Raw genomic sequence first — 18,858 nt, 5'->3', positions numbered from 1 at the left:
GAGTCTGGAGATGCTCAATCTCCCGGCCCAGTGGATTCTCCCAGTTCTAGACAGGTGCCGCTGTATCGGTTGGAACCCCATTCACTGACGCTTTCACACCCGTTCTCGGATTTCCTTCCAGATAGATTGTGTTCAATAGCTGCTTATCCGAAACGCTCGAAAATTTCTGCATCAGGTGTCGGGCTAAACTGTCGCTTGCGGTCGTAAGGATCAAGTTCATGTTTGGCATTGATGTCGCGGCGAGCCTGAAAATATCCAGCATGGCCACTCGGTTCAGGTCATCCAGGTGAGCGATCGGTTCATCCAACAGGAAACTGCCACCGGTACTTTTTGCCCTGGCAAGGTATAGAGATAGCGCCAGGTCTTGCCGCTGTCCTTGGCTCAATTTTTCTTGAGCTTCCAACGGTGTGTCGTGACCCTCAGCGAGTACCATCCAGTTCAAATCGTCCCCAGAAACGCTCAGCTTGTGATACACCTCGTTTGCGTGCATCCGAGAGAACAGTTCAGTCGCCGGGCCCAGGAGCGGGGATAGGCTAGAAACGGTCGCGTCACGAACATGATTGCTGTACAGGCCGATCGCGCTGTCTGCCGCTGTTATGTGGCTTTGGCCCGCATTGAGCTTTTCTGTCACCACCTGTTTTTCTTTCAGAAGCTTCATCAATTTTTCAGAGTCTTCATCGACACTCAGGAAAATTTTGCATTCGCTAATCTCAAGCTCATAGCCTTTCGCCCTCGCGAGTTCTTCGTCCACGCGCGTTTGTGTGGCGGAGTGCAATTCCACAGAGATTGGGAGACCACTGTTGACTTCGTTCCACTGGCTTTGGAAACGATTCACTATTTGAGAAGCCGCCGCGATCCTGGCATTGACCTGGTGAGATTCTTGGGTTTTAGCTTGAATGTTTTGGAGCTTCTCGTTCACGGAGCGGGTTAGAATCGGCTGCTCTGCATTATCTGACCTAAGCTGTTGCTCGAAATGCTGGGTGTAACCGATCAGCGCCTTTCTCGCAGCGGATACCCCATCTCTCGCGTTGGCAGGGGATGGCAACTTGAAGAACTCATCAACCCTTGGCATGGCTTCAGCGATTATTTTTGTGTCGATCGCGATTTTGATGCGGGTGAGTAGGTGTTCAAAACTGCTGACGTCAGAACCTGAAAACTCAGCTTTGTTCATGGTAGCTAGATAGCTTGTTTTTTCGTCAAATGACTTCAATTTATCGTTTGCAGACTTAAGCTGGCCAGAGTAATTCTCAGCTGCAGATTGCTGTTGGCTAGCGGTTTGTAATGACAAGTCGCAGAACTTCTCGGTCGCCTGAGCAATATCTAGTTTTTCTTTTGCAGCCTGCAGCTCTGGCGTCGTAGCAGCGTAAGTGAGACGCTGGCGCAATGCGTCAGCTGATTTCCAGTCATGGCTGCATAGGGGGCAATGGCCGCTCGTAAGGGAATTCACCGCTTCATGTCCGAGCGATCTCAGGCGTTCTATCACGTTCGATAAAGCGTCGAATTCGGCTTGAGCTTTAATTCTCGCTTGCTTCGCCTCATCTGCTGATTTTGATATCTGAACGAAATTCGCTGGGGGTAAGACAGGGCTGCGCAGCAGATCTTCTTTACGTTGTAGGAGATCCAGCAGGGTGTTCTTGTTGCTGATCAAGTATTCAAGGGCATTCCGCCATCGCGTTTGCCGGTCTGCATCCCAGCCATGTTCAACGAAGCTTTGCTGCAGACGATCGAAGGAAATATCGGGTTGAGGGAACTGCTGGATGAAGACGGGATTCGCAATGATGGCGTCCCAGCGATCGAGAATCTCAGTATTTTTTCGTGCCCAGTCAATACTGATTTTTGCTTGGCCCATTCGTGTATTGAGGGCAGCGAGCTGCTCAGATAGCTGGCGGTGCTCATTGTTCAATTTCGTGGTGGTCTCGGTAAGCTCTCTGAGCAAGTCCCGGTTGATTCCGAGCTGCTGAAGACCTGATTCGTATTCTGCCCATCCCTCCAGTAACAAACTCAGTATGTTCTTCTGGTGCTTAGCAGTCTGCAGCAGCCCGGCCACCTTCATTTGAATAATTTTGAAATCGTTTAGAAGATTTCCCGTTAACTGAGTGCCTGGAAAACCTGCTAGCACCTCGTTCAGCTTGATAGACACTTGGTCGTGCCCGTGTTGGCTTTCAGAAAGCCTTGCTTCAAGTGCATTAATTTCGGTCGAAAGCCCCTGCAGTTTTGTCTCCAGACCTTGAGTTTTGGGTAGCTCAGTCCGGTATTCCTTCAGATTGCTAAGTGTGCTCGCAAGGTGGCCCAATCCCAATATGTCCGCAAATATCTGCTGTCGGAGCGCCGACTCGCTGTTATCTACCAGAAGGGCCAGGGAGTTTGCGTATAGCCATCTGCAGTTGCGTAGCCAGTCACGGCGGGCTTTGGTCGTGGCTTGGGCGCTACCACCCGAAATTGAGCCGGGGGTGAGCATCTCCAGCAGATTAGCGTCTTTGATGGGTTTCTTTTTGCGATCGCCCTGTTTTTTGATCCAAGCTTTACCCTTTAGCCGTTCTAATTGATACGGTTCGCCGTTGATCTCGCATTCAGCGCTTACGAATGTGTCGCCAGATCCCCAATGGCACGAAAAATCAGTGGTAGTTGGAAGATCGTTCACTTTATTCGTTAGCAACCATTCCAACGCATAGCATATGGTGCTTTTACCGGTGCCGTTAGCTGCGTGAATGATCGTCAGCGGTGCGCTCAGTGGGATTCGTAGAACATCTCGCACGCCTCGAAAATTCTGGATCTCTACCGAAATGAATTTAATAGGTAAGTTATTCATTCAAATCCCACTTCTTTCCATGATTGCGAGCGAGTTCCTTTCCTTTTGACGTTGATAGGGTTGCCAGCAGGTCAGCCATCTCTTCATTTTCAGGCACGAATTGCGGGTAGTCAGCCTGTTCATACGGCTCTGCCAATCCAAGCGGGGTGATACGTTGGCACCGTTGCCAGCCTTCGGCGTCCTGGTACACGACGTGCTTCCTGACGAACCTCGTATCTTTCTCGACGTCAGTAATGAATTGCTTGAGCTCTTCATTCGATTGCGCCAGCGCTAAAACCAGGTAGCCATCCACGACGGAACCCTTTTTTTCCAGCCGCAGGAGTCCGGCGTCGAGAAACGCTTCAGCATGCTTCGTTTCTCTCCAGGCTTCCTCTGCGGTAGCGCCGTCGATGTGTACAAGCAGCACTGAGGCAAAAGTAGTCGACCAATATTTCACTTGAGTCGTAGGGGGAGGGCCCGGCCAGTGAGGGTCGCCTGTAAACTCCAAAACACCCTTCTCGGGGGAAGTGAAGCCGGCCTGGGTTGCTCGCTCATCCAAGAGCGTAATCAGGTCACTGAGCATCTAGTGTTTTCCTGCGATTAGATATGTCGTCCATAAAATCTTCAGCGGGAATAGCCTTTGCCTTGTCGTACATCGACTCGATCCCGTCGAGAGCGAAGAAGTACACCTTATTCACCATTGCAACATCGGTGATGGAGTCTTTTCTGTGCGGTGGGTCTGAAATGTCGAAGCGCTCTCGACTGGTTTCCTCATCATCGGTAGATTCGCCAGGCTTTGTATCCTCAACACGACCAATTCCGTTCGCGAACACAACTAGTTGTGGATGGTTTGCAGTACCTCTGGCCCATCGATAGAGATCGTTAGCCATATCCCTCACGCCGAAGTCGTCATTTGCCCACGCAAGGACGTTGTACTCACCTTCTGCGTTGCTGAATTGGAGGTGGCCTTTCGTGCCTGGTTCTGTGATCCAGACAGAGTCTTTGTGAGACTTGAGGTAGCTCAGTGCTTTCACCGCTCTCATCACATATTTTCCTGAGGAGGCCATTTCGTCTAACGTAAAATCGTTATCTGGCTTCACTCCGTACCTGGTCTGATATGTAAAGTCCTGTGAGTCTTTAATGCTTCCTGCTTGCACAAGTGTGTTAAGCCGCTTGAGTTCTTCCTTTACCACATCAAGATAATAGGCGTCGGGTGGATGACGGTCGAAGAGTTCGTGGAACTCGAGTGCAGCTGGTTCCAAGTCATCTTGGACTACACCACCTTGCAGTCTAAGGCCCTTCACACGCTCCAGAGACCCATTAGCATCCCATGTCAATGTGAGCATCATTCCACCACTGGTGCTTCTGCGCATGACACGGCTTGGAGGCTGTATTCCAGGTAGGCTTGAGCGGGTACTTTGCGCTCGGTCTGCGGCTGGAAATATCCCGGTTGCGCTGTGAATTTTCATCGAACAATTTCGCAGCTGCCCGCTGTTGGCGGCCGCAACCACAACCGAAGAGGTCAACCGTCTTGCGTAGTAGTCCGGCAGAGATTTCGCGATACCCTTGAGGTCTGTGATGTGCTGAGAGGTCAAGATTAGATTGTGCCGGCGTTGCCGATCATCAGCTTGGCTCGCGATGATTCTCCGCAGTTGAGAGTTTTTATTCTGGAGTGAATTAGTGAAATCATTTCCCAAGGTAGGCCAGACGATAAGATCCTTGAAAGCAAGCCTCAGAGAAATGTTACCTCGATCAAAGTCAGGGTTATTGGGTTCATTTTCCACCAGAACATAGCAGTTGATTAGCCCTTCAGCAGGGTCGGTTACCCAGCACCATCCCGCCCTGAATTTTTGAGCGGGTGCCGGCTTCCAAGAAGGGTCAATGGAGGACATTCCATCGGTTGCTGTCCATCCGATCAGTATAGCCCCGGTGACCTCTCCGCATCCGACTACTAATACGAGAGGATTTGGGTAGGCTTCTACAAGCGTATTTATGTCACTCCATTGTCCAGGAGCAGCGCCTGCAGAACCTGCCGCGAGCACTACGGGGCGGTTACCAAAACTTTGCTCAAACATCCCCACTTCTGGAGCAAGCATGGCCTGTAGAAAAGGAATTAAATCCTTACCTTGGATAAGTCCAATATTGAGTTGATCGCCCTCACGCAGCTCCCGATCAATGTATTCTGTACGGATCTTTTTTAGGTAAGGCTCGTCAGCCCCTGAAAGTGCCCCACCTTGAGATACTAGGTAGTCGCGAATGCTTTCGATGATCGCAGTACTGTCCGATTCGAGTTGGAAGTAGGTACGTTTTACTATTGAGTGTTTAGCCACCAAGCTTGAAAGGCTGTCTTTTTTCAACACCCTAGTCTGCAAATGAGGTATCCACTGCCAGACGATATTGCATAGCTGGGGTTTTGTTAGGTTTTTGAGTAAAGGGTGTTTTTTTAGAGTTTCTGATTTAGTACGCACGGTGCCGCATTTCGTCTGAAAAGTCGCACGCAAATCATCGAAGCGCGCTTGACCTGTTCCTTGCATAAATTCAAAAAGCTTGGCGCTGACACCGTCTGCTACTGCTACGTAATATCTAAAGGCAGTTCCTGGCGTAGAGGAGATTTGTGGTCTGATGTGAGCGTATAGAAAGAATTTACAGATCTCATAAATAAGCGCATCGAGCTCAAGAGTTTTCTTCAAGCGCTTACACTGAATTACTCCAACGGGACTGCCTTCGTTGAACAAGATGACGTCTCGTCCTTGGTCGGCCCCGTCATTCAAGCGACTGACGGTGTCGTACCAGTCTTCAGAGTCAGCTTGCAGCTCTGCGCGAAAGACATCTGCGACCAAAAGCTCAAAATGAGCATCTCCCATTCGTTCGAAAGGTAGTTGGCCAGAATCGAGGGCGAAGAGCTCGGGAGCTTGAGTTCTATCCTCTCGAACCTCTGCTTCGTCCTCTGAGGTGATGAATGACACTGCGTCTTCAGCCAATTTTTGCTCCTAGCATTGAGAGACTGACATTGTGCGGAAAGCGTACTTTCTTGGCGGACGAGAGGCCTGAGGACTATTTCGCGAAGCGCGGAGCCTAGGATCCATCCGTGGTTAGAAAAGGCGCGTAGCTCCGAAGCGCTCCGAGAACGGAGCGGGGCAATGCCAAGCTGCCATCATCATAAGCCGTGCGGGGATGAGTAGCTAGAATGTCCAGACGAAGAGGGCGTGGCCAACATTGCTAAGCTTCGATTGGCGACGTTCGGACTTTACCGTAGCAGGACTTATCTTCCACTACCCACTGCGTAACGCTTTCTAGTGCTAGCCGACCCGAGGTGGTGATCGAGTGACGTTAGGTACTGCTCGACAAGCATCGGAAATGTTGAACAGTAAGGTTTCGGGGGAGGGCGCTGTTAGCAAGGCACGCTTTCTGTAAGCGAACGGCAAACACGCCTATCGAAATTCAGAGGCTTATCACAGCCGCTCTCCGGGTTGGACAAGTGTTCAAGGTGAATGGCAGCAGTGTCGGTTTCCCTACAGCCAGGGGCATGAGCGGTTGCGGTGCATGACGACTCGGAGGATGTGAGAGTTCGAAAGCAGGTACAGTTGTGGCTAAAGGATCGAATTGAAAAAAGTATGAGGCCACCAAGGCCGTTATTGATCGTGATAGGACTGAGTGGAGTGGACAAGGCTGGCAAGTACTCGCGATACAGAATGTCGTAGGATCCAATAGGCTGCTATGGAAATTTAAGCATTGACGATTTTAAGAAAAGGATTGTCGGCAGGCACAATGTTGAACAACAACGCCGGAGTCTCGAGCAAATAACCTTTGAGATTTGCTTTCTTCCGAGGACCTTCGACCTGACAGATCCATATGTTCAAGCCATCGTCACGTTTTCTGTGGACCTTCAGTTTCTCAAACTGCTTCTGCACCCAACGCCATTCTTCGATCTCTTGACAGGCGCCCTGAGAGATACCAGGAAACTCCTGCGCATAGCGTTGAAAAAGGCCAGGTGTTACCAGAAATACGCTGCCACCCACCGTGTGGATTTTCGCGTTGCTGTCATTGATGATCAGCTTGTGGCTCTGGATGCCTTCCCTAACCCAATTCAGGAAAACCTGACCAGGGTTATTCACAGGAGGGTTTGAGATTTTGAGAGCAATTGCGGACGGTGCATCGCAGGCCTCAGGCTTCTCTACCTCGAACATATCCAGCAACGATCCTAAGTAGTCCGCATCTTCCATAGTCATTGGATCGGGCTGCGATTGGCTTTGAGTTGACCTTGTACTGACCGCCTTCGGCGGTGGTGATACCGGAGCGTCAGTCGGGAGGTCATCGACTGCCACGCTCACCGTTCCGCTGAAAGCCTCAGGCCGGTTTTCGTTCCCCCAGATCAACGCCGGTTGAAGGCGCAGAAAGGTAAAGGTCTGCTGCCAGTCCCTCTGCGCGACAAGAGCGGTCCAGATGGCTTTGCCTTCTGGCGTGGACTCGACCAGCCCATGCGACTGTAGTTCATCGAACACGGCGATATTGGATGAGGGAATGCCTTCTATCGACTGCGACAGCAGATAGGCCCGTAGCTTATCCGTGACTGTCTTACTGACCAGCCACAGTGCGTCCTGGGTCAGCCAACCCGCGGCTCCCGGCTGGTTGAGTTTCAGCTCGTGCTGAACCAGGTGACGCAGTCCGCTGATCAAGTGATGTTGCAACGAATGGATCGGGGCCTGCAGTGCCTTGTTCGGGTTGCCACCGATGTTCTGCGCAGTGGAGACGCGGTCGGCCTGCATCACCAATTCGCCCAGCACACCGGCGCGCTCGTACTGGCCCGCCAGGACATACAGCAGGCTGGCCCACAGTGACGGAAATCCACTGAGCCAGTTCAGGATAGGACGGTCGAGAATCTGGGGGTAGAGCAAGCCAGCGGCGGCGCCGTGCAGGTGATAGTCGCGACCTTTGAGGTAGCGAAAACGGTAGGGCTGATCCAGTGGGCCGTGCCAGGGGTGCCAAGGACGGCCATCCTGGCGTTCGACCTGCAGGTCCACGGCGATCTTGCCGATGTCATGCAGCAGCGCGCCATAGGCGATGCCAGCCGACCAGGCATCGGTCTGGGCGGCTTGGTCTTCGGGCGCGGCGCCGGTGGGAAGCAGATACGACTGACGCAGTTTCAAACTGCAAGCGACCAGCTCCAGGCCATGGTCGAGCATGCCACCGAGATACGCATGGTGGTGCGTCTCGCTGGCCGGGAGTTGCTGGACCTGTTCGGCGTAGCGATGGATCGGATTTAAGTAGAGCTGGGTGAATTGGACGTGGGAGAGGGCGGTGTATTGCCAGATGCGATCGAGCAACTGACGGCGGTGCTCCACTGCTAAGAGGGTATGGGCTGACTCGATGGACAGGTAACCTTCGGCTACGTTGACGGTCGGTGGCGGAGGGGGCTTCTGCCTTTTGTGGCGAAACAGACTGAGCATCGTGACCTCCGGGAAGTGGCTGGGTCAGTGGCCTTTTAGCCTTTTCGGATAGCGCTCTTACCCTTGAGTGCCCATTCCCTTCCAACCCTTACCCGTCCTTTTGGCCCGTGTCCCTTTGTGCGGCAATTGGGATATTGATTTTGCTAGACATCGTTTTGCTGGAGGCTAGTACGGCAAAGAAAAGAGCCGGTACACTGCGGTGCATATTTTTTGGGCCTTGCCATGAACCTCACTGACGCCACGCTCGTGCTGCTGCTCGCGGCACGTATCCATGGGACCGACGAAGCCGTCAGGGCCTCGGCGAAGAGCGTGGTCAAGAAGTTACCGCGCAGTAAACGCGATCTGATCTACAAGGTGATCGACAGCCGGAGTCCGCTCGAGCTGGTGGATTTACTGGCGCAGAACCTGGATGCGGAATGACAGGCTGCGGGTGTGCGCCCCTCTCTTGTTCTTTGCGTGAGGGGTCCGCCGTATGATTCCGTCTGTTTTCTGGAAACAGAAAAAAGGGCTCAACTCGCGTTGGGCCCTGTGAAGCGTTTGCAGCGGTGAGGTAACGATCAAGCTCCATCGTTCATGCATCGTGAGTCATCCAAGACCGCTTGCTTCAGTTGCTGCTCCAGGTTGAGTACATACTCCGAGGCGCTTCGGGCCTGGCCACTGGCACGAAAGATCGCGCGCTTGTCAGCCTTGAGCAGGCTGAGCCAGGAATCGATATAGCCCTCGTGCCTCAGCTCTCCCTGAATGCCGGCGTAAGCACATAAAAACGCAGCGCCCATCTCGGCGATCAACTCCTCAAAGGCATAGCCTGGCGAGCTGAACGGACAGGCTGACGTCACCCCCTCGCGCTGCAACCGAGCGTGATGCCCGGTCCAGTGCGTCAGCTCGTGCAGTGCGGTGGCGTAGTACCCGCCTTCATCGTGGAATTGCGCTTTTGTCGGCAGTTGGATGAGATCCCTGACCGGGTGGTAAAAGGCTTCGTCGGCAGGCCGATGAACGATGTGTGCACCCGAACTTAACAGCAGATTTTCCGCAGCACTGTTGGCCAGGAAGGGATCGGTCGGGTCCGCTTCGAGCAAGGTTTCGTTGAACGTTTCGAGCCCCTCCGTTTGCTCGATGTTGAACAGAAAATGCGTCCTGAGAATGCCAAAGTGAGCGACCTTGGGCTGACCGTTTTCATCGAGTACGGGTTGGCCTGACTCGCTCTGTTCCTCGCGCTCCATCGGCTTGTAGAGCACCGCCAGGGTGCTGTGCTCACCCTTACGGATGTGCCCACCGGCCTTTTTGGCTTGGTTGAAGGTCAGCCAACGATCTTGAGTGAATCCCTGCAACCTCGCCTCGGCCCAGAGTAACGGTAAGTTGATGCCTGAATACGGACGCCGCGTGATGGCGTTGATGGGGTAGGGTTGATGACGACCAGCGTAAACCGAGTCGGTTGAGGTCCAGGGTTTGATCCAGGGGGCTACGCCTTGGTCCAAAGCGGTAACGATCTTCTCAGTCACGTCTTGGTAGATATCGCGCATGGCATTTTCCTCGAGAGAAAACGGAGGAACGCCTTGCCCGTCGGGGAGGGTTCCCCCGGTTGGGTGATGTGCAGGATTGATGCAGGTCTTGCAGGCCGTCCGAATGTGGATCTGAGCGCCGAGTACGGTCGTATGCACTCAGCGCTGGTGCTCTCCTGCAAGCGCTATCAGCAAGGCGTCAGGCTGGTCCGGCTCTTGGAGCAGGCTGAGGCTCATTTGCAGCACCGGGTCATGGCGTGGATGACCCGGTGACGCGATGTGGACTACCTCGAACAGCACATAGGGCTCGTGTGGAGAGGCCCGGTGGGCTTCGAAGGCTGCGCGCAATACGTGGCTCAGCCGATTGACCTGCAGCTTCCCAGCGTGATCGGAACGCTCGAGCTGTACTGCGCGTTGCCAAGCGCCAGGCGTGAACACGATGGGCAACCGAAGGGGGCTCAGTGCTTTCGGTGTAAGTGAGTCGGGCATGGTGTGCCTCCGTTGAAAGCGCGAAGAAACCTGTCCCGTGGGGGAAAGAATTTCCCCGCGATGGGTTGAAGAAAAACAAGAAAGTTTGCCTGACGAGCAGAGCTCGGAAGGCGCTCAGGAGAGCAGTAGGCGTTCATCACCGTAGAAACGGTCACCGTGCGAGCTACCGAACGCTCATCGCACTTGGGGAGAACCATCACCGAAGTGACGTAGCCTTGAAGGCTCTGGCTACCTGGGAAGGTGCTGTCGATAACAGCGATCCGTACCTTGGGTTTAGCCAAGTCATTTACGAATATCAATCGGATAAACGACGGCGTTTGACGGGCTGAGTCTACTGAGCTCCAGCTTTGTTTTTTCGGGCCGATAGACTGACAAACGGTAAAGCACAGAGCGCTACCGGCGAGCTTCTGTAAATTGGCAGGTGACACTGGAGCGATGACGTTCAATGAAGCTGTATGAAAATGTGGTTATCGGAAATTTTCTTTACGGGTTGGGGTTCGCTCTTGGTTCACAGCTGAAATCCGGCCAGTTACCGAGCATGGTGAACTTGCTTCAGCAAACGCCAGACGACAAACGGCTGGGGGATTTGCTGATGGCTTTCCCCGGCACAGTACGTTTGATCGAGTTTAAGACTGAGGCCAATAAGTCAAAAAAAGAGGCTGGTCGACACCAGTTTCTTTCTCGAATTTTTTCAGAAAAATTGGACGAGTTGCCTGACCTGCCGAGCACTTCACGACGGGTGCATTGGTACATCGAAACAGCACCTCTTCCAGACGCCGCGTTGAAGGCACGTATCGAGCCCTATCTTGATGCATTCGGCGATGGAGCTAGACAGAGGCCTAAATCGACTGAGAGGTTTCAAAACTTCATCGAGGAGTTGGCTACAGGCATTCTGCAAAACAGATCGACTGAAAACGCCAAGGCGGAGCGCGATTACATCGACTTGGTGAGGCTTGCTCAAGGACCTGAGGAGACCGGAACGGGGGCGCTGGTGTTGGTGGCCGGCAGCGGTGGTGCTCTGCATTTCGCGGCCCTACAGGACCTGATGGACTTAAACCTGTCTCACACACAATGGATGGAGTACAGCAAGAGTCAGGACCTTTCTCGTCGTCGGGGACTGCAACAACCAAAACATGAGATGCCTGACCTAGAAGGTCCAACGTTAGGAAGATTTAGATGAATGGAACGAGTAAAGAACAAGTGCACGATCGTAATTTTCAGGCCCTCTTCGGCTCAGCTCGTAAAATATTGGAAGCGGCAGAGGTCAATGAGAGCGAGTCTCGACGGGCTACCGGTGCCTTGCGTGAGTTACAGGATAATGTCGAAAAGAAACTGACTCGACTGGAGGCTGGCGTCAAACAGAGTATCGAGAGCTCCGCACAGTCAACCGCGAGTCAAGCCGCCGAGTTGTTGAGCAAGAGATTCATCGAGGCAGATGCTGCCGCACAGCGGGCCGCTAAACTGTACGACACAGCAGCAAAAAAATTGGATAGTAGGCGCTGGCTCTACTTCCTGTCGGCGCAGGCCACGATCCTTACACTGGTTGTAGTGTTTCTCTATCTGTGGGTGCCGTCGTTAGACGAGATCAAAGCGCGTCGAGTTGAAGTCATGAGGCTGGATGAATTAGCTAGTCGGGTCGAGTGGTCGAAATGCATTGTGGGGAATGGTCAGACTCGGAATTGCATACGCACAGACGAATCGGAGCATACGGATAATTTCGGAGACAAGAAAAAAGGCGAGACCTACCGCATACCCAAAGGTTACTAGCCATCTGTTGGTCCTGTCCATTCGAAGCATTCCTGGCGGAAGCGATACGGGTCGCGTTCACCGCGACGCCCAAAATCAATGCGTGAGGTAACAGCAACGAATGCCTATCAGCAGCGTCCGATAACAGACGCAGGGCAAAGCGGCTAGCATGGGCAATCAGTCTCAATACCCTGCTTAACCGTGCCGCCCGCTTTACTCCAGCGAAGATTTTTCGGCTAGGTAAACTGATAAATGGTCAGGAACGGACCGTTTTCAGTAGTAGGCTATTACTCCTGTCTCAACCATGAAAACGTTCAGAAGAGGCCGAGACCATGCCGACTCAGCAACCTGTTCAGAATTCACGTGCCCACCGCTGGGCGTACGCATGTGGCATGTCGGTAAAACGTGGTTGCCGTATGTTGAAAACGTTTGAGCTCCGCGTGGCTGAGCGTGCGGTGACGGCAGGTATGCCCGCAGGTAAATTACTTGTTCGCGGGAGTTTTTTGATTGCCAAACTGGCATTGATCGGAGGATTGCTCTTTGTCAGTGCTTGGATGGTTACGTTCATTGTGATGATGCTGGCTGTCACTGCTTTGCTATGGCTCAGGGTTTTTATTGGTGCCGATCAACAAGAGAAAAATCCAGGGCCAGACTACCTAGGTGCTGACCTCTACATCGGTGACTTCGACGACAACGGGCATTATATAGGCGACAGCAAGTCATCTAATTGAGCGCTTAGCAGCACCCAATATTTGATCCGTACCTTTGCTCGCTGCGTCACTTGCTGCTTTGCTACCGTTCGCCAACATGCCTTGAATCCCGCTGCCGACTGAATATCCTGCCCAGCTCATGGCCCCTAGAAACAGCATCGGCAGCACGATGAACATGGCCCCCATCACGTACTCGATCACCTGTGCCGTGACTGTCCCGTCCATAAACCCGGACGTAGGCAGCGACAACAGCGCTTGATTGGAAGCCGAAACTTGGTTGTACAAGGTGTCGAGCATGCTGGAGTCGACCCAGCGCGCCAGTTCCCACCAGAAGCTCAGCATGTGTAAGGTGAACAGCGCGAACGTCACTGTCATGACGGTCTTCAGCTGATAGGTACTGACCAGCAGGATCAGCGGCAAGCTGATGATGACGCCCATGATGAGGAAGGCCTGCACCATTGGCAGTGCGGCGCGTAGTGCATTCATTGCCGGGAAGTTGCTGAAGGAGCCCAGTGCTAACCCGGTATTGGTGGCCAGATTATTGAGCCCCTGATTGATCGAGCCGCCACGAGCGCTGGAGCCATAGTCCTGGTACACCTGTCCGGGCGACATGGACATCGATTGCTGGCGCGGGCTGACCAACTCACGGAGGGTGGCATCCTCTATCTCGTTGCCCGAACGGCCAGCCAACCAACCTTTCAGCTGAGTCAGCAGCAAGGGATCAACCTGCTCGATCAAACGTTCGCGTAACCCTACACCGCTATCACTCCACCACTGCTTGCAGGTGGGGTAGCCCGCGCCATTCTCCAGCCGCGGTAAGGAGACATCGCGGTTGTCGTCATACGGCCAACTGACTCGCGGCGTTCGTGAGCGATCCGTATCATAGTAGCCAGGGGTATCGAGAAAGTAGCTTGAGCCGATCCAGGACGCGTCGTGACTTTGTGCCTTGTCTAACTGCGGGCGATTGGTAAACAACCGAGAACGGGAGTAGCCATAGCAATCGCGAGTGAAGTCGGCAACTTCCTGCAGCAGTACCTGACTGTCGATGCGCGAGCTGTCGATCTCCATGCGCATTTGTCGGATATCCGGTGCGCAGGGGATGGAGGCGGTGGCCGCTGCGGTTACCCCTTTGCTCAAGGCATGCACCAGAAACCACCAGATCGGTACGTTGGCGGAGCGTTCGCCGATGGTATTGAAGGTGGTCCCCCATGCCGTTTCTGCTGGCTTGACCACACTAATACCGCAGCGCTGGCTCGCCGCATCATCGAACGCCATTGACGCGAGGCTCAACGGAAAGACGGGGGCACAACCAAACAATACGACTATGTAGGCCAGCCACAATCGGTTCTCAATCCGCGGTACCGACAATAGTCCCTTGTTGCCTTCATCCGCGCCTTGCTGACGGGCCGACAACCATTCCTGCAGGATGATTGCGCCAAAGGGCGCGGCGAACAGTCCGGTGTCGGACAGGACGCTCCAGAGGCCGTTGTTGATAATCCAGGCCAGCAGGGAGAGGTAAAACTCCAGGTAGCTATTGGTGCTCATGAGCATGGTGGTGATCTCACAGTCGGGTGAGTTCGACGCAGGTAAAGAGTACGAGACCTAATGTCCCGATGCGTTTCACGCGCAGTCGATCCTGTGGTCGATGTCGGTGGCGCCGAAGTAGATCCCACCAGAGCGCAAAGAGGGCGCCGTAGAGCAGGGCACGCCACCACCGCAGATAGGGCCGTACGGATTCGAGTGCCTGCTGCCAGGCCTCGAAACTACCCAGCGCAGTGCGGCCGATCCAGGCGACCAGTGCGGCGCTCAGGATCATCACCGTGGCAATCCCTAGACTCGAAAGCAAAGTGAATAGCGGTGAGCGTTTCATGGCTCACTTGCGCCTGGCGTCAGCATCCTTGAGTCGACCGGGCTCGGGGTCGCCTTGCTCGACGGTGCGCGAAGCATCAGCACCGCCGGCATGCCGATCGAGCACCAGGCTGGCGGTATTGGTGGTCAGCATCTGCCGGACCTGCAGTTCGGTCTGCAGCAGGCGGATTTCACGCTCCAGAGCGTCGATGTTTTTCGTCAAGGCGGTTTGGGCCGGTTCGGCGGAAGCGATGTTCGGCTCGTGACTGCCCGCCAGCAGGGTGCGCAGTAGCAGCAACGCTTTGTCGAGCACGCTGGACAAGGCCGTTTCACTGGCCAGGCGCCGTGCCAACAGATCCTGATCGGGATCGTCGCGCAGGGCTTCAACCACACCACGAGTCACCGGCAGCATCGGGCTGGAGGCTTTCGCCAGGTTGTCAGGGGTAGGCGGCAGAGAGCCAGACAACAGCCCTTGCAGGGCCTTGAGGCGCTCGTTATAGGCCTCCTGGATCAGCGGCGTTAGTCCGCTGCCAGCGGTCGCACGCAGAGTTTCGCAGCTGTCGCAGGTCGCGACTTCGCTCTCGCCCAACACCCGAACGGCCCAGTCGGACTCCTCTTGGGGCGAAGCCCATGTCTGACAAATAGCCCCTCCCAGGCAATCACTGCTACTGATCGAGGCACTGTCATCCACCGTACGGTTATGCAGCAGGTTATAGCCTGCGCGGACCACGTCGGCGGTCACCCGAATGGGCGTCTGTCCGTTACCTCCGGCCTTCGAACCGCCGACCCAGGACACCCCATTGTTGCCGTTATGGGCTTCGGTGTTTTTCACCGCTGCCACCGCATCACCGCCGGTTTGCTCCAGATTGCCCTGCATCTCCTGGTTCTTGGCCAGCGCACCCCAACCGGCTTGACCGACCTTGTCCGCCATCTTCTCGGCCATGGCTTGGCAGGTCAGTTTGGAGCGATCGAAGTCGATACGGCCCTGCATCACCCCGTTACTGAGCAACTCATAGAGACCGGGGTTGGCGCGCTGGATGATCAACGCCGGCAGCGACATCACCGCTTGGGTCGCGTTCTGCACGACGCTGCCCATGATCTGCTGGAAACCTTCGGTGGCGCCGTTCAGCTGGTTTTGCAGGGTATTGGTGAGGCTCATGTTTCCGCACATCATGTTTGCTCGCCAGGACCCGCCGACCCCGAGACCGCTAGGTCGGTAGAGCGAGCTCGGTGAGCCGACTGCCGAGCCGCCACCGATGGTGTACATCACCCGGTCGTCGAGCACTTCGCCTTGAGTACCCAGGCGGTAATTGCCCTCGGCGGCGTAGGCATGCGTGGCCATGGCGAGCAGTCCACAGAGCAACAGACTCATCACGCCCAACCAGGGTCGTGCGAGAAGCCGACTCATGAAGCACCTCCTTCGAAGTCGATGCTGAACAGGAAGGTCTGTCCCTCTCGTTTGCAACAGCTATAGGGACGCCACAGCGACCAGGCGTAGCCGCCATCCGCGCTCTGTACCGGATCACTGGGGAAGATGGCGCAAGTCGGTTGAACCTGGGGGTAGAGCAATTGCCATTTGTGGGTCGAGGCGTCGTTTTCAACGATCGGGCCAGGCGGCCAGTAGCCGTCTCGTTTGGCGGGCGTGAGCGGTAAGTACACATGCGGCTGCCAGTTGCGGGTAATCACATCGCCGACCCGTTGCGCCATGACTGCAGCCGCCTTGAAATCGTCGGGCTGTACCAGAAAGCCCTGCCGAGGATAGACGTTGCCCCACATGTTTCCCGAAGCCTGGCGACCAATTTCACGGATCCCCGGTATAAGCGACTCGGGGTAAAGACTTTCCGGAATGCCATGGCGCCAGGCCAGTGAGTCCAGGGTGCTCAGGTAGTAGGGCATGAACGCAGTAGCGCCGCTGGCGCAGGCGTAGCCGGATTGCGAGGCCAGTTGTGTGGCGACCCAGCCACCGGGGTGACCGATGGCATCGACGTTCTTGAAGCGGGGTAGGTTGTCGCGCTGGGTGTTCGGCGTGATCAGGTTACCGCCACCTTCCGCACCACTGATGGGAGCGGAGAGGGTGGCCATCTCGGTCCAGGGGTTACTGCCGGTGGTGGCGTAGCTCGAGACCACCTGTTCAGGAATGAAATGATGAACCTTGGTTGAGGTTTTGACTGTGCAGCCGAAGGGCGTGCAGAGCAGCCAGAAACAAATGCCGACGACCCGGTATTCGAGACAGTTTGGCGAAAGCACGGAGGACGTGATGCTGCCGGTGTCCAGCGCCATGCTTGGGCCGCACGCCAGCAGGAGGCTCAGCGCCAAGGGCCGTAGCTTTGTGGGCGGGATTGACGAGCAGGCAACAGGCATGATCCAGGCTCTCGGTGTATGGCCTGGGCAGGTTCGGTTAGGGGCTGAAGACTGTCAGTGGAAATTATGAAGGCGGATCTATCGGGTTTGTGAGACGTGAGACTATTATTTGACGTGAAGGGCGCTGCGCAGGCTATCGGGTTCCACAAGTAACTGATCTGCGGTAATTTCGAAAATATTGGCGAGCTTGCACAGGACCAACAGCGACGGATTGCCCGTGCATCGTTCGATTTGACTGACGTAGGTGCGATCCACCTCGGCCATGAGCGCCAGCTGCTCTTGGGTAAGGTTTTTCACGCGTCGCATCAAACGGATGTTTTCCGCCAGCTGCAGACGAAGCTGTTCGTAGTCTTGAGTCATGCGCGCAAATTGCGCCTTGAGGGACTCTCAATCCACGGGATATAGTCTACATTGGTAGTGATCTAGGCCATTTGGTGTTCATGTCTGTTATCGAGCGTTCATTTGGTGTCGTTAAGCTTTTCGAAGCTGGGCCCAGCGTCTAACAAAAAATCAGAAATTTAGGGTGTGTATGGACGAAAACTACATTTCAATTCCTGCGGCGGATGGTAGCCCAAGTCTTCTGACGCCTTGGGGCAACGAATTTGCCCCGATGATCGAACGTGGCGTGCAATGCGCTCAGGCTTGGCTTGATACGCCCGGCGAGATTCCACTGTGGTGGGAGTTGGCGCAAGCGCGCAAAACCTTTCCTGTCGGTGACTACCAGGATGCCTTTGAAGCCGGATTCCTGTTGAGGATTCAGCAGCGGCTTCTTGGGGATTGTCGCTGATCCTTTATTGGTAATCGCCGCATCGGTTTGCCCCGTACGTGATCGCGGCAGAGAAGTCAGGCCGCAAATAGACCGGGGCAGCCATCCGTAATACTCTCATGTATCGCCCAGATCCACGATGTCCCTGAGCTTCGCGAACAGCTCATCGTATGTAAGCACAGTTGTGTGCTGGGACCACCTAAATAGCTCGAATGAGCGGCGCTGAGTAGTGTCCATCTCCTCGCCTAAAAGGCTTCCGCCGAGGACTACACACCTTGGGGCAGAAGCATTGAACCGATCAGGACTGTTCCCAGCGAGCATGTAATAACTTTTAAGTAGTTCCTCGCGATAGTTTAGGACTTGTACAATCGAACCGGAAAGCTGCTCGGAAATTGAATAAGCATTTCCGCGATATTGTCTTCCAAGCAAACGCATCGCTGGCGTCTTGATCTCAATAAGAACTACGTTTTTGGTTGTGCTAGATCTGTACAGGAAGTCGATTAAGTTGCCATTTTGGTTGGATATATCTTTCCCTCCCATATAGCACTTGTCCTTAAGTTTTAAAAGGCTATCAGGGAATGCTTGGGCCAGCACAAACGGATTGGTATTGAAGAAGTTTTGCCAAAACTCCTCATCTTGGTTAGTCGAATTCTTTTCCCAAAAAGAGATGGCCTCTTTAAAAGTGCGAAGCGCTGCCGGTTCAAGGCGAGGTACCAATGGAGCCTGTTCTGAACGCGTTTCATCGAGTGCGGTCTCGTAACCTTCGCGTATCTGACGCAGCCATCCGATGGTGTAAAGGTCAGGCATTGCATCTATCAAACGGTGGTGAGTAGGGCAGAGTACAAGAAGGTTATCTAAACCTAAGCGCTCTTGCGCGGTAGATTGGGCATTATAGCGAGGACCACCAGAGGATAGTGATTCTATGTTGCAAAACTCTCCAACGATCGCGCCATTTGGGCTAAGCAGGGAAGCTTCACATCCAGGAAACGCACATTGATTACCTGAGCGCCTAAAGGCTTCGCGCTTAGTCGCGGCCGAAATGCGGCGGATTTGTTGGGGCACATTTTGTGGGTCAGCCAATTTATTATCCTCTGCGACTAGATCTGGCACCGAATGGCGTAAAATTTACACCATTTTTTATGATGATGTTCAATTGAGGCTGCCCCTTACCGGCTTGTTTCGCTGACTATACCGCTATCGACAT

At 54.3% G+C, this 18,858-nt stretch carries 17 protein-coding genes; 5 read left to right on the top strand and 12 right to left on the bottom strand.

The genetic code is table 11. The annotated features are described in order from the left end of the window. Positions 1 to 46: 46 nt before the first annotated feature. The 4 genes from J2Y83_RS18975 to mobH all read right to left on the bottom strand — a co-directional run bounded on the left by J2Y83_RS18975 (position 47) and on the right by mobH (position 8,235). Complete coding sequence (locus J2Y83_RS18975) at positions 47 to 2,809, bottom strand: AAA family ATPase (protein WP_253397486.1); 2,763 nt, start codon at positions 2,807 to 2,809, stop codon at positions 47 to 49. Then, positions 2,802 to 3,371 carry a hypothetical protein gene (locus tag J2Y83_RS18970; protein ID WP_253397484.1) on the bottom strand — a complete coding sequence of 190 codons (570 nt, stop codon included), beginning with the start codon at positions 3,369 to 3,371 and terminating at the stop codon, positions 2,802 to 2,804. Before J2Y83_RS18970 ends, J2Y83_RS18975 begins: the two co-directional genes overlap by 8 nt. Further along, a complete protein-coding gene (locus J2Y83_RS18965; RefSeq protein WP_253397482.1) occupies positions 3,361 to 5,769 on the bottom strand; it encodes an ABC-three component system protein in 2,409 nt (802 codons plus the stop codon). Before J2Y83_RS18965 ends, J2Y83_RS18970 begins: the two co-directional genes overlap by 11 nt. Before the next feature lie 744 nt (positions 5,770 to 6,513). Further along, entirely contained in the window at positions 6,514 to 8,235 is a 1,722-nt protein-coding gene (gene mobH, locus J2Y83_RS18960; RefSeq protein ID WP_253397480.1) for a MobH family relaxase, read from the bottom strand. 222 nt (positions 8,236 to 8,457) lie between these two features. On the opposite strand from mobH, the gene J2Y83_RS18955 reads away from it, so the two are divergent. Further along, the gene (locus J2Y83_RS18955; RefSeq protein WP_253397479.1) at positions 8,458 to 8,655 is read left to right on the top strand and encodes a DUF7740 domain-containing protein; all 198 of its coding nucleotides are present in this window, start codon (positions 8,458 to 8,460) and stop codon (positions 8,653 to 8,655) included. Positions 8,656 to 8,792: 137 nt separating this feature from the next. Here the strand turns inward: J2Y83_RS18955 and J2Y83_RS18950 are convergent, their stop codons facing one another. Then, a complete protein-coding gene (locus J2Y83_RS18950) occupies positions 8,793 to 9,755 on the bottom strand; it encodes an ArdC family protein (protein WP_253397478.1) in 963 nt (320 codons plus the stop codon). Positions 9,756 to 9,893: 138 nt separating this feature from the next. Beyond that, positions 9,894 to 10,223: a hypothetical protein gene (locus tag J2Y83_RS18945; protein ID WP_253397477.1), complete on the bottom strand. Its 330-nt coding sequence runs from the start codon at positions 10,221 to 10,223 to the stop codon at positions 9,894 to 9,896. Positions 10,224 to 10,668: 445 nt separating this feature from the next. On the opposite strand from J2Y83_RS18945, the gene J2Y83_RS18940 reads away from it, so the two are divergent. The 3 genes from J2Y83_RS18940 to J2Y83_RS18930 all read left to right on the top strand — a co-directional run bounded on the left by J2Y83_RS18940 (position 10,669) and on the right by J2Y83_RS18930 (position 12,700). Further along, complete coding sequence (locus tag J2Y83_RS18940; RefSeq protein WP_253397476.1) at positions 10,669 to 11,403, top strand: hypothetical protein; 735 nt, start codon at positions 10,669 to 10,671, stop codon at positions 11,401 to 11,403. Then, on the top strand, positions 11,400 to 11,990 hold the full coding sequence (locus tag J2Y83_RS18935) for a hypothetical protein (RefSeq protein WP_253397475.1): 591 nt from the start codon (positions 11,400 to 11,402) through the stop codon (positions 11,988 to 11,990). Before J2Y83_RS18940 ends, J2Y83_RS18935 begins: the two co-directional genes overlap by 4 nt. A 311-nt stretch (positions 11,991 to 12,301) precedes the next feature. After that, on the top strand, positions 12,302 to 12,700 hold the full coding sequence (locus J2Y83_RS18930; protein ID WP_253397473.1) for a DUF3742 family protein: 399 nt from the start codon (positions 12,302 to 12,304) through the stop codon (positions 12,698 to 12,700). Here J2Y83_RS18930 and J2Y83_RS18925 read toward each other — a convergent pair. The 5 genes from J2Y83_RS18925 to J2Y83_RS18905 all read right to left on the bottom strand — a co-directional run bounded on the left by J2Y83_RS18925 (position 12,689) and on the right by J2Y83_RS18905 (position 17,248). Continuing rightward, complete coding sequence (locus J2Y83_RS18925; RefSeq protein ID WP_253397471.1) at positions 12,689 to 14,230, bottom strand: conjugal transfer protein TraG N-terminal domain-containing protein; 1,542 nt, start codon at positions 14,228 to 14,230, stop codon at positions 12,689 to 12,691. The two genes, J2Y83_RS18930 and J2Y83_RS18925, sit on opposite strands and share 12 nt — an antisense overlap. A 10-nt stretch (positions 14,231 to 14,240) precedes the next feature. Further along, the gene (locus J2Y83_RS18920; RefSeq protein WP_253397468.1) at positions 14,241 to 14,549 is read right to left on the bottom strand and encodes a hypothetical protein; all 309 of its coding nucleotides are present in this window, start codon (positions 14,547 to 14,549) and stop codon (positions 14,241 to 14,243) included. A gap of 3 nt (positions 14,550 to 14,552) precedes the next feature. Beyond that, on the bottom strand, positions 14,553 to 15,935 hold the full coding sequence (locus J2Y83_RS18915; RefSeq protein ID WP_253397466.1) for an integrating conjugative element protein: 1,383 nt from the start codon (positions 15,933 to 15,935) through the stop codon (positions 14,553 to 14,555). After that, the gene (locus tag J2Y83_RS18910) at positions 15,932 to 16,888 is read right to left on the bottom strand and encodes a TIGR03756 family integrating conjugative element protein (protein ID WP_253397465.1); all 957 of its coding nucleotides are present in this window, start codon (positions 16,886 to 16,888) and stop codon (positions 15,932 to 15,934) included. Before J2Y83_RS18910 ends, J2Y83_RS18915 begins: the two co-directional genes overlap by 4 nt. A gap of 105 nt (positions 16,889 to 16,993) precedes the next feature. Further along, entirely contained in the window at positions 16,994 to 17,248 is a 255-nt protein-coding gene (locus tag J2Y83_RS18905; protein ID WP_100845509.1) for a helix-turn-helix domain-containing protein, read from the bottom strand. Between the two features lie 169 nt (positions 17,249 to 17,417). On the opposite strand from J2Y83_RS18905, the gene J2Y83_RS18900 reads away from it, so the two are divergent. Then, the gene (locus J2Y83_RS18900) at positions 17,418 to 17,675 is read left to right on the top strand and encodes a LasR-specific antiactivator QslA (protein WP_253397463.1); all 258 of its coding nucleotides are present in this window, start codon (positions 17,418 to 17,420) and stop codon (positions 17,673 to 17,675) included. A gap of 96 nt (positions 17,676 to 17,771) precedes the next feature. Here J2Y83_RS18900 and J2Y83_RS18895 read toward each other — a convergent pair whose 3' ends face one another. Beyond that, on the bottom strand, positions 17,772 to 18,734 hold the full coding sequence (locus J2Y83_RS18895; RefSeq protein WP_253397462.1) for a Shedu immune nuclease family protein: 963 nt from the start codon (positions 18,732 to 18,734) through the stop codon (positions 17,772 to 17,774). Between the last annotated feature and the right edge of the window lie 124 nt (positions 18,735 to 18,858).

Origin of the sequence: Pseudomonas marginalis (genome assembly GCF_024169655.1) — a bacterium.
Taxonomy (GTDB): Bacteria; Pseudomonadota; Gammaproteobacteria; order Pseudomonadales; family Pseudomonadaceae; genus Aquipseudomonas; species Aquipseudomonas paraveronii.
This window is presented reverse-complemented; position numbering and strand designations above follow the sequence as displayed.

Excerpts from the sequence above, each read along its gene's own strand:
- J2Y83_RS18975 (WP_253397486.1), bottom strand. The coding sequence starts at position 2,809 with ATGAATAACTTACCTATTAAATTCATTTCGGTAGAGATCCAGAATTTT.
- J2Y83_RS18970 (WP_253397484.1), bottom strand. The coding sequence starts at position 3,371 with ATGCTCAGTGACCTGATTACGCTCTTGGATGAGCGAGCAACCCAGGCC.
- mobH (WP_253397480.1), bottom strand. The coding sequence starts at position 8,235 with ATGCTCAGTCTGTTTCGCCACAAAAGGCAGAAGCCCCCTCCGCCACCG.
- J2Y83_RS18955 (WP_253397479.1), top strand. The coding sequence starts at position 8,458 with ATGAACCTCACTGACGCCACGCTCGTGCTGCTGCTCGCGGCACGTATC.
- J2Y83_RS18950 (WP_253397478.1), bottom strand. The coding sequence starts at position 9,755 with ATGCGCGATATCTACCAAGACGTGACTGAGAAGATCGTTACCGCTTTG.
- J2Y83_RS18945 (WP_253397477.1), bottom strand. The coding sequence starts at position 10,223 with ATGCCCGACTCACTTACACCGAAAGCACTGAGCCCCCTTCGGTTGCCC.
- J2Y83_RS18940 (WP_253397476.1), top strand. The coding sequence starts at position 10,669 with ATGAAGCTGTATGAAAATGTGGTTATCGGAAATTTTCTTTACGGGTTG.
- J2Y83_RS18935 (WP_253397475.1), top strand. The coding sequence starts at position 11,400 with ATGAATGGAACGAGTAAAGAACAAGTGCACGATCGTAATTTTCAGGCC.
- J2Y83_RS18930 (WP_253397473.1), top strand. The coding sequence starts at position 12,302 with ATGCCGACTCAGCAACCTGTTCAGAATTCACGTGCCCACCGCTGGGCG.
- J2Y83_RS18925 (WP_253397471.1), bottom strand. The coding sequence starts at position 14,230 with ATGCTCATGAGCACCAATAGCTACCTGGAGTTTTACCTCTCCCTGCTG.
- J2Y83_RS18920 (WP_253397468.1), bottom strand. The coding sequence starts at position 14,549 with ATGAAACGCTCACCGCTATTCACTTTGCTTTCGAGTCTAGGGATTGCC.
- J2Y83_RS18915 (WP_253397466.1), bottom strand. The coding sequence starts at position 15,935 with ATGAGTCGGCTTCTCGCACGACCCTGGTTGGGCGTGATGAGTCTGTTG.
- J2Y83_RS18910 (WP_253397465.1), bottom strand. The coding sequence starts at position 16,888 with ATGCCTGTTGCCTGCTCGTCAATCCCGCCCACAAAGCTACGGCCCTTG.
- J2Y83_RS18905 (WP_100845509.1), bottom strand. The coding sequence starts at position 17,248 with ATGACTCAAGACTACGAACAGCTTCGTCTGCAGCTGGCGGAAAACATC.
- J2Y83_RS18900 (WP_253397463.1), top strand. The coding sequence starts at position 17,418 with ATGGACGAAAACTACATTTCAATTCCTGCGGCGGATGGTAGCCCAAGT.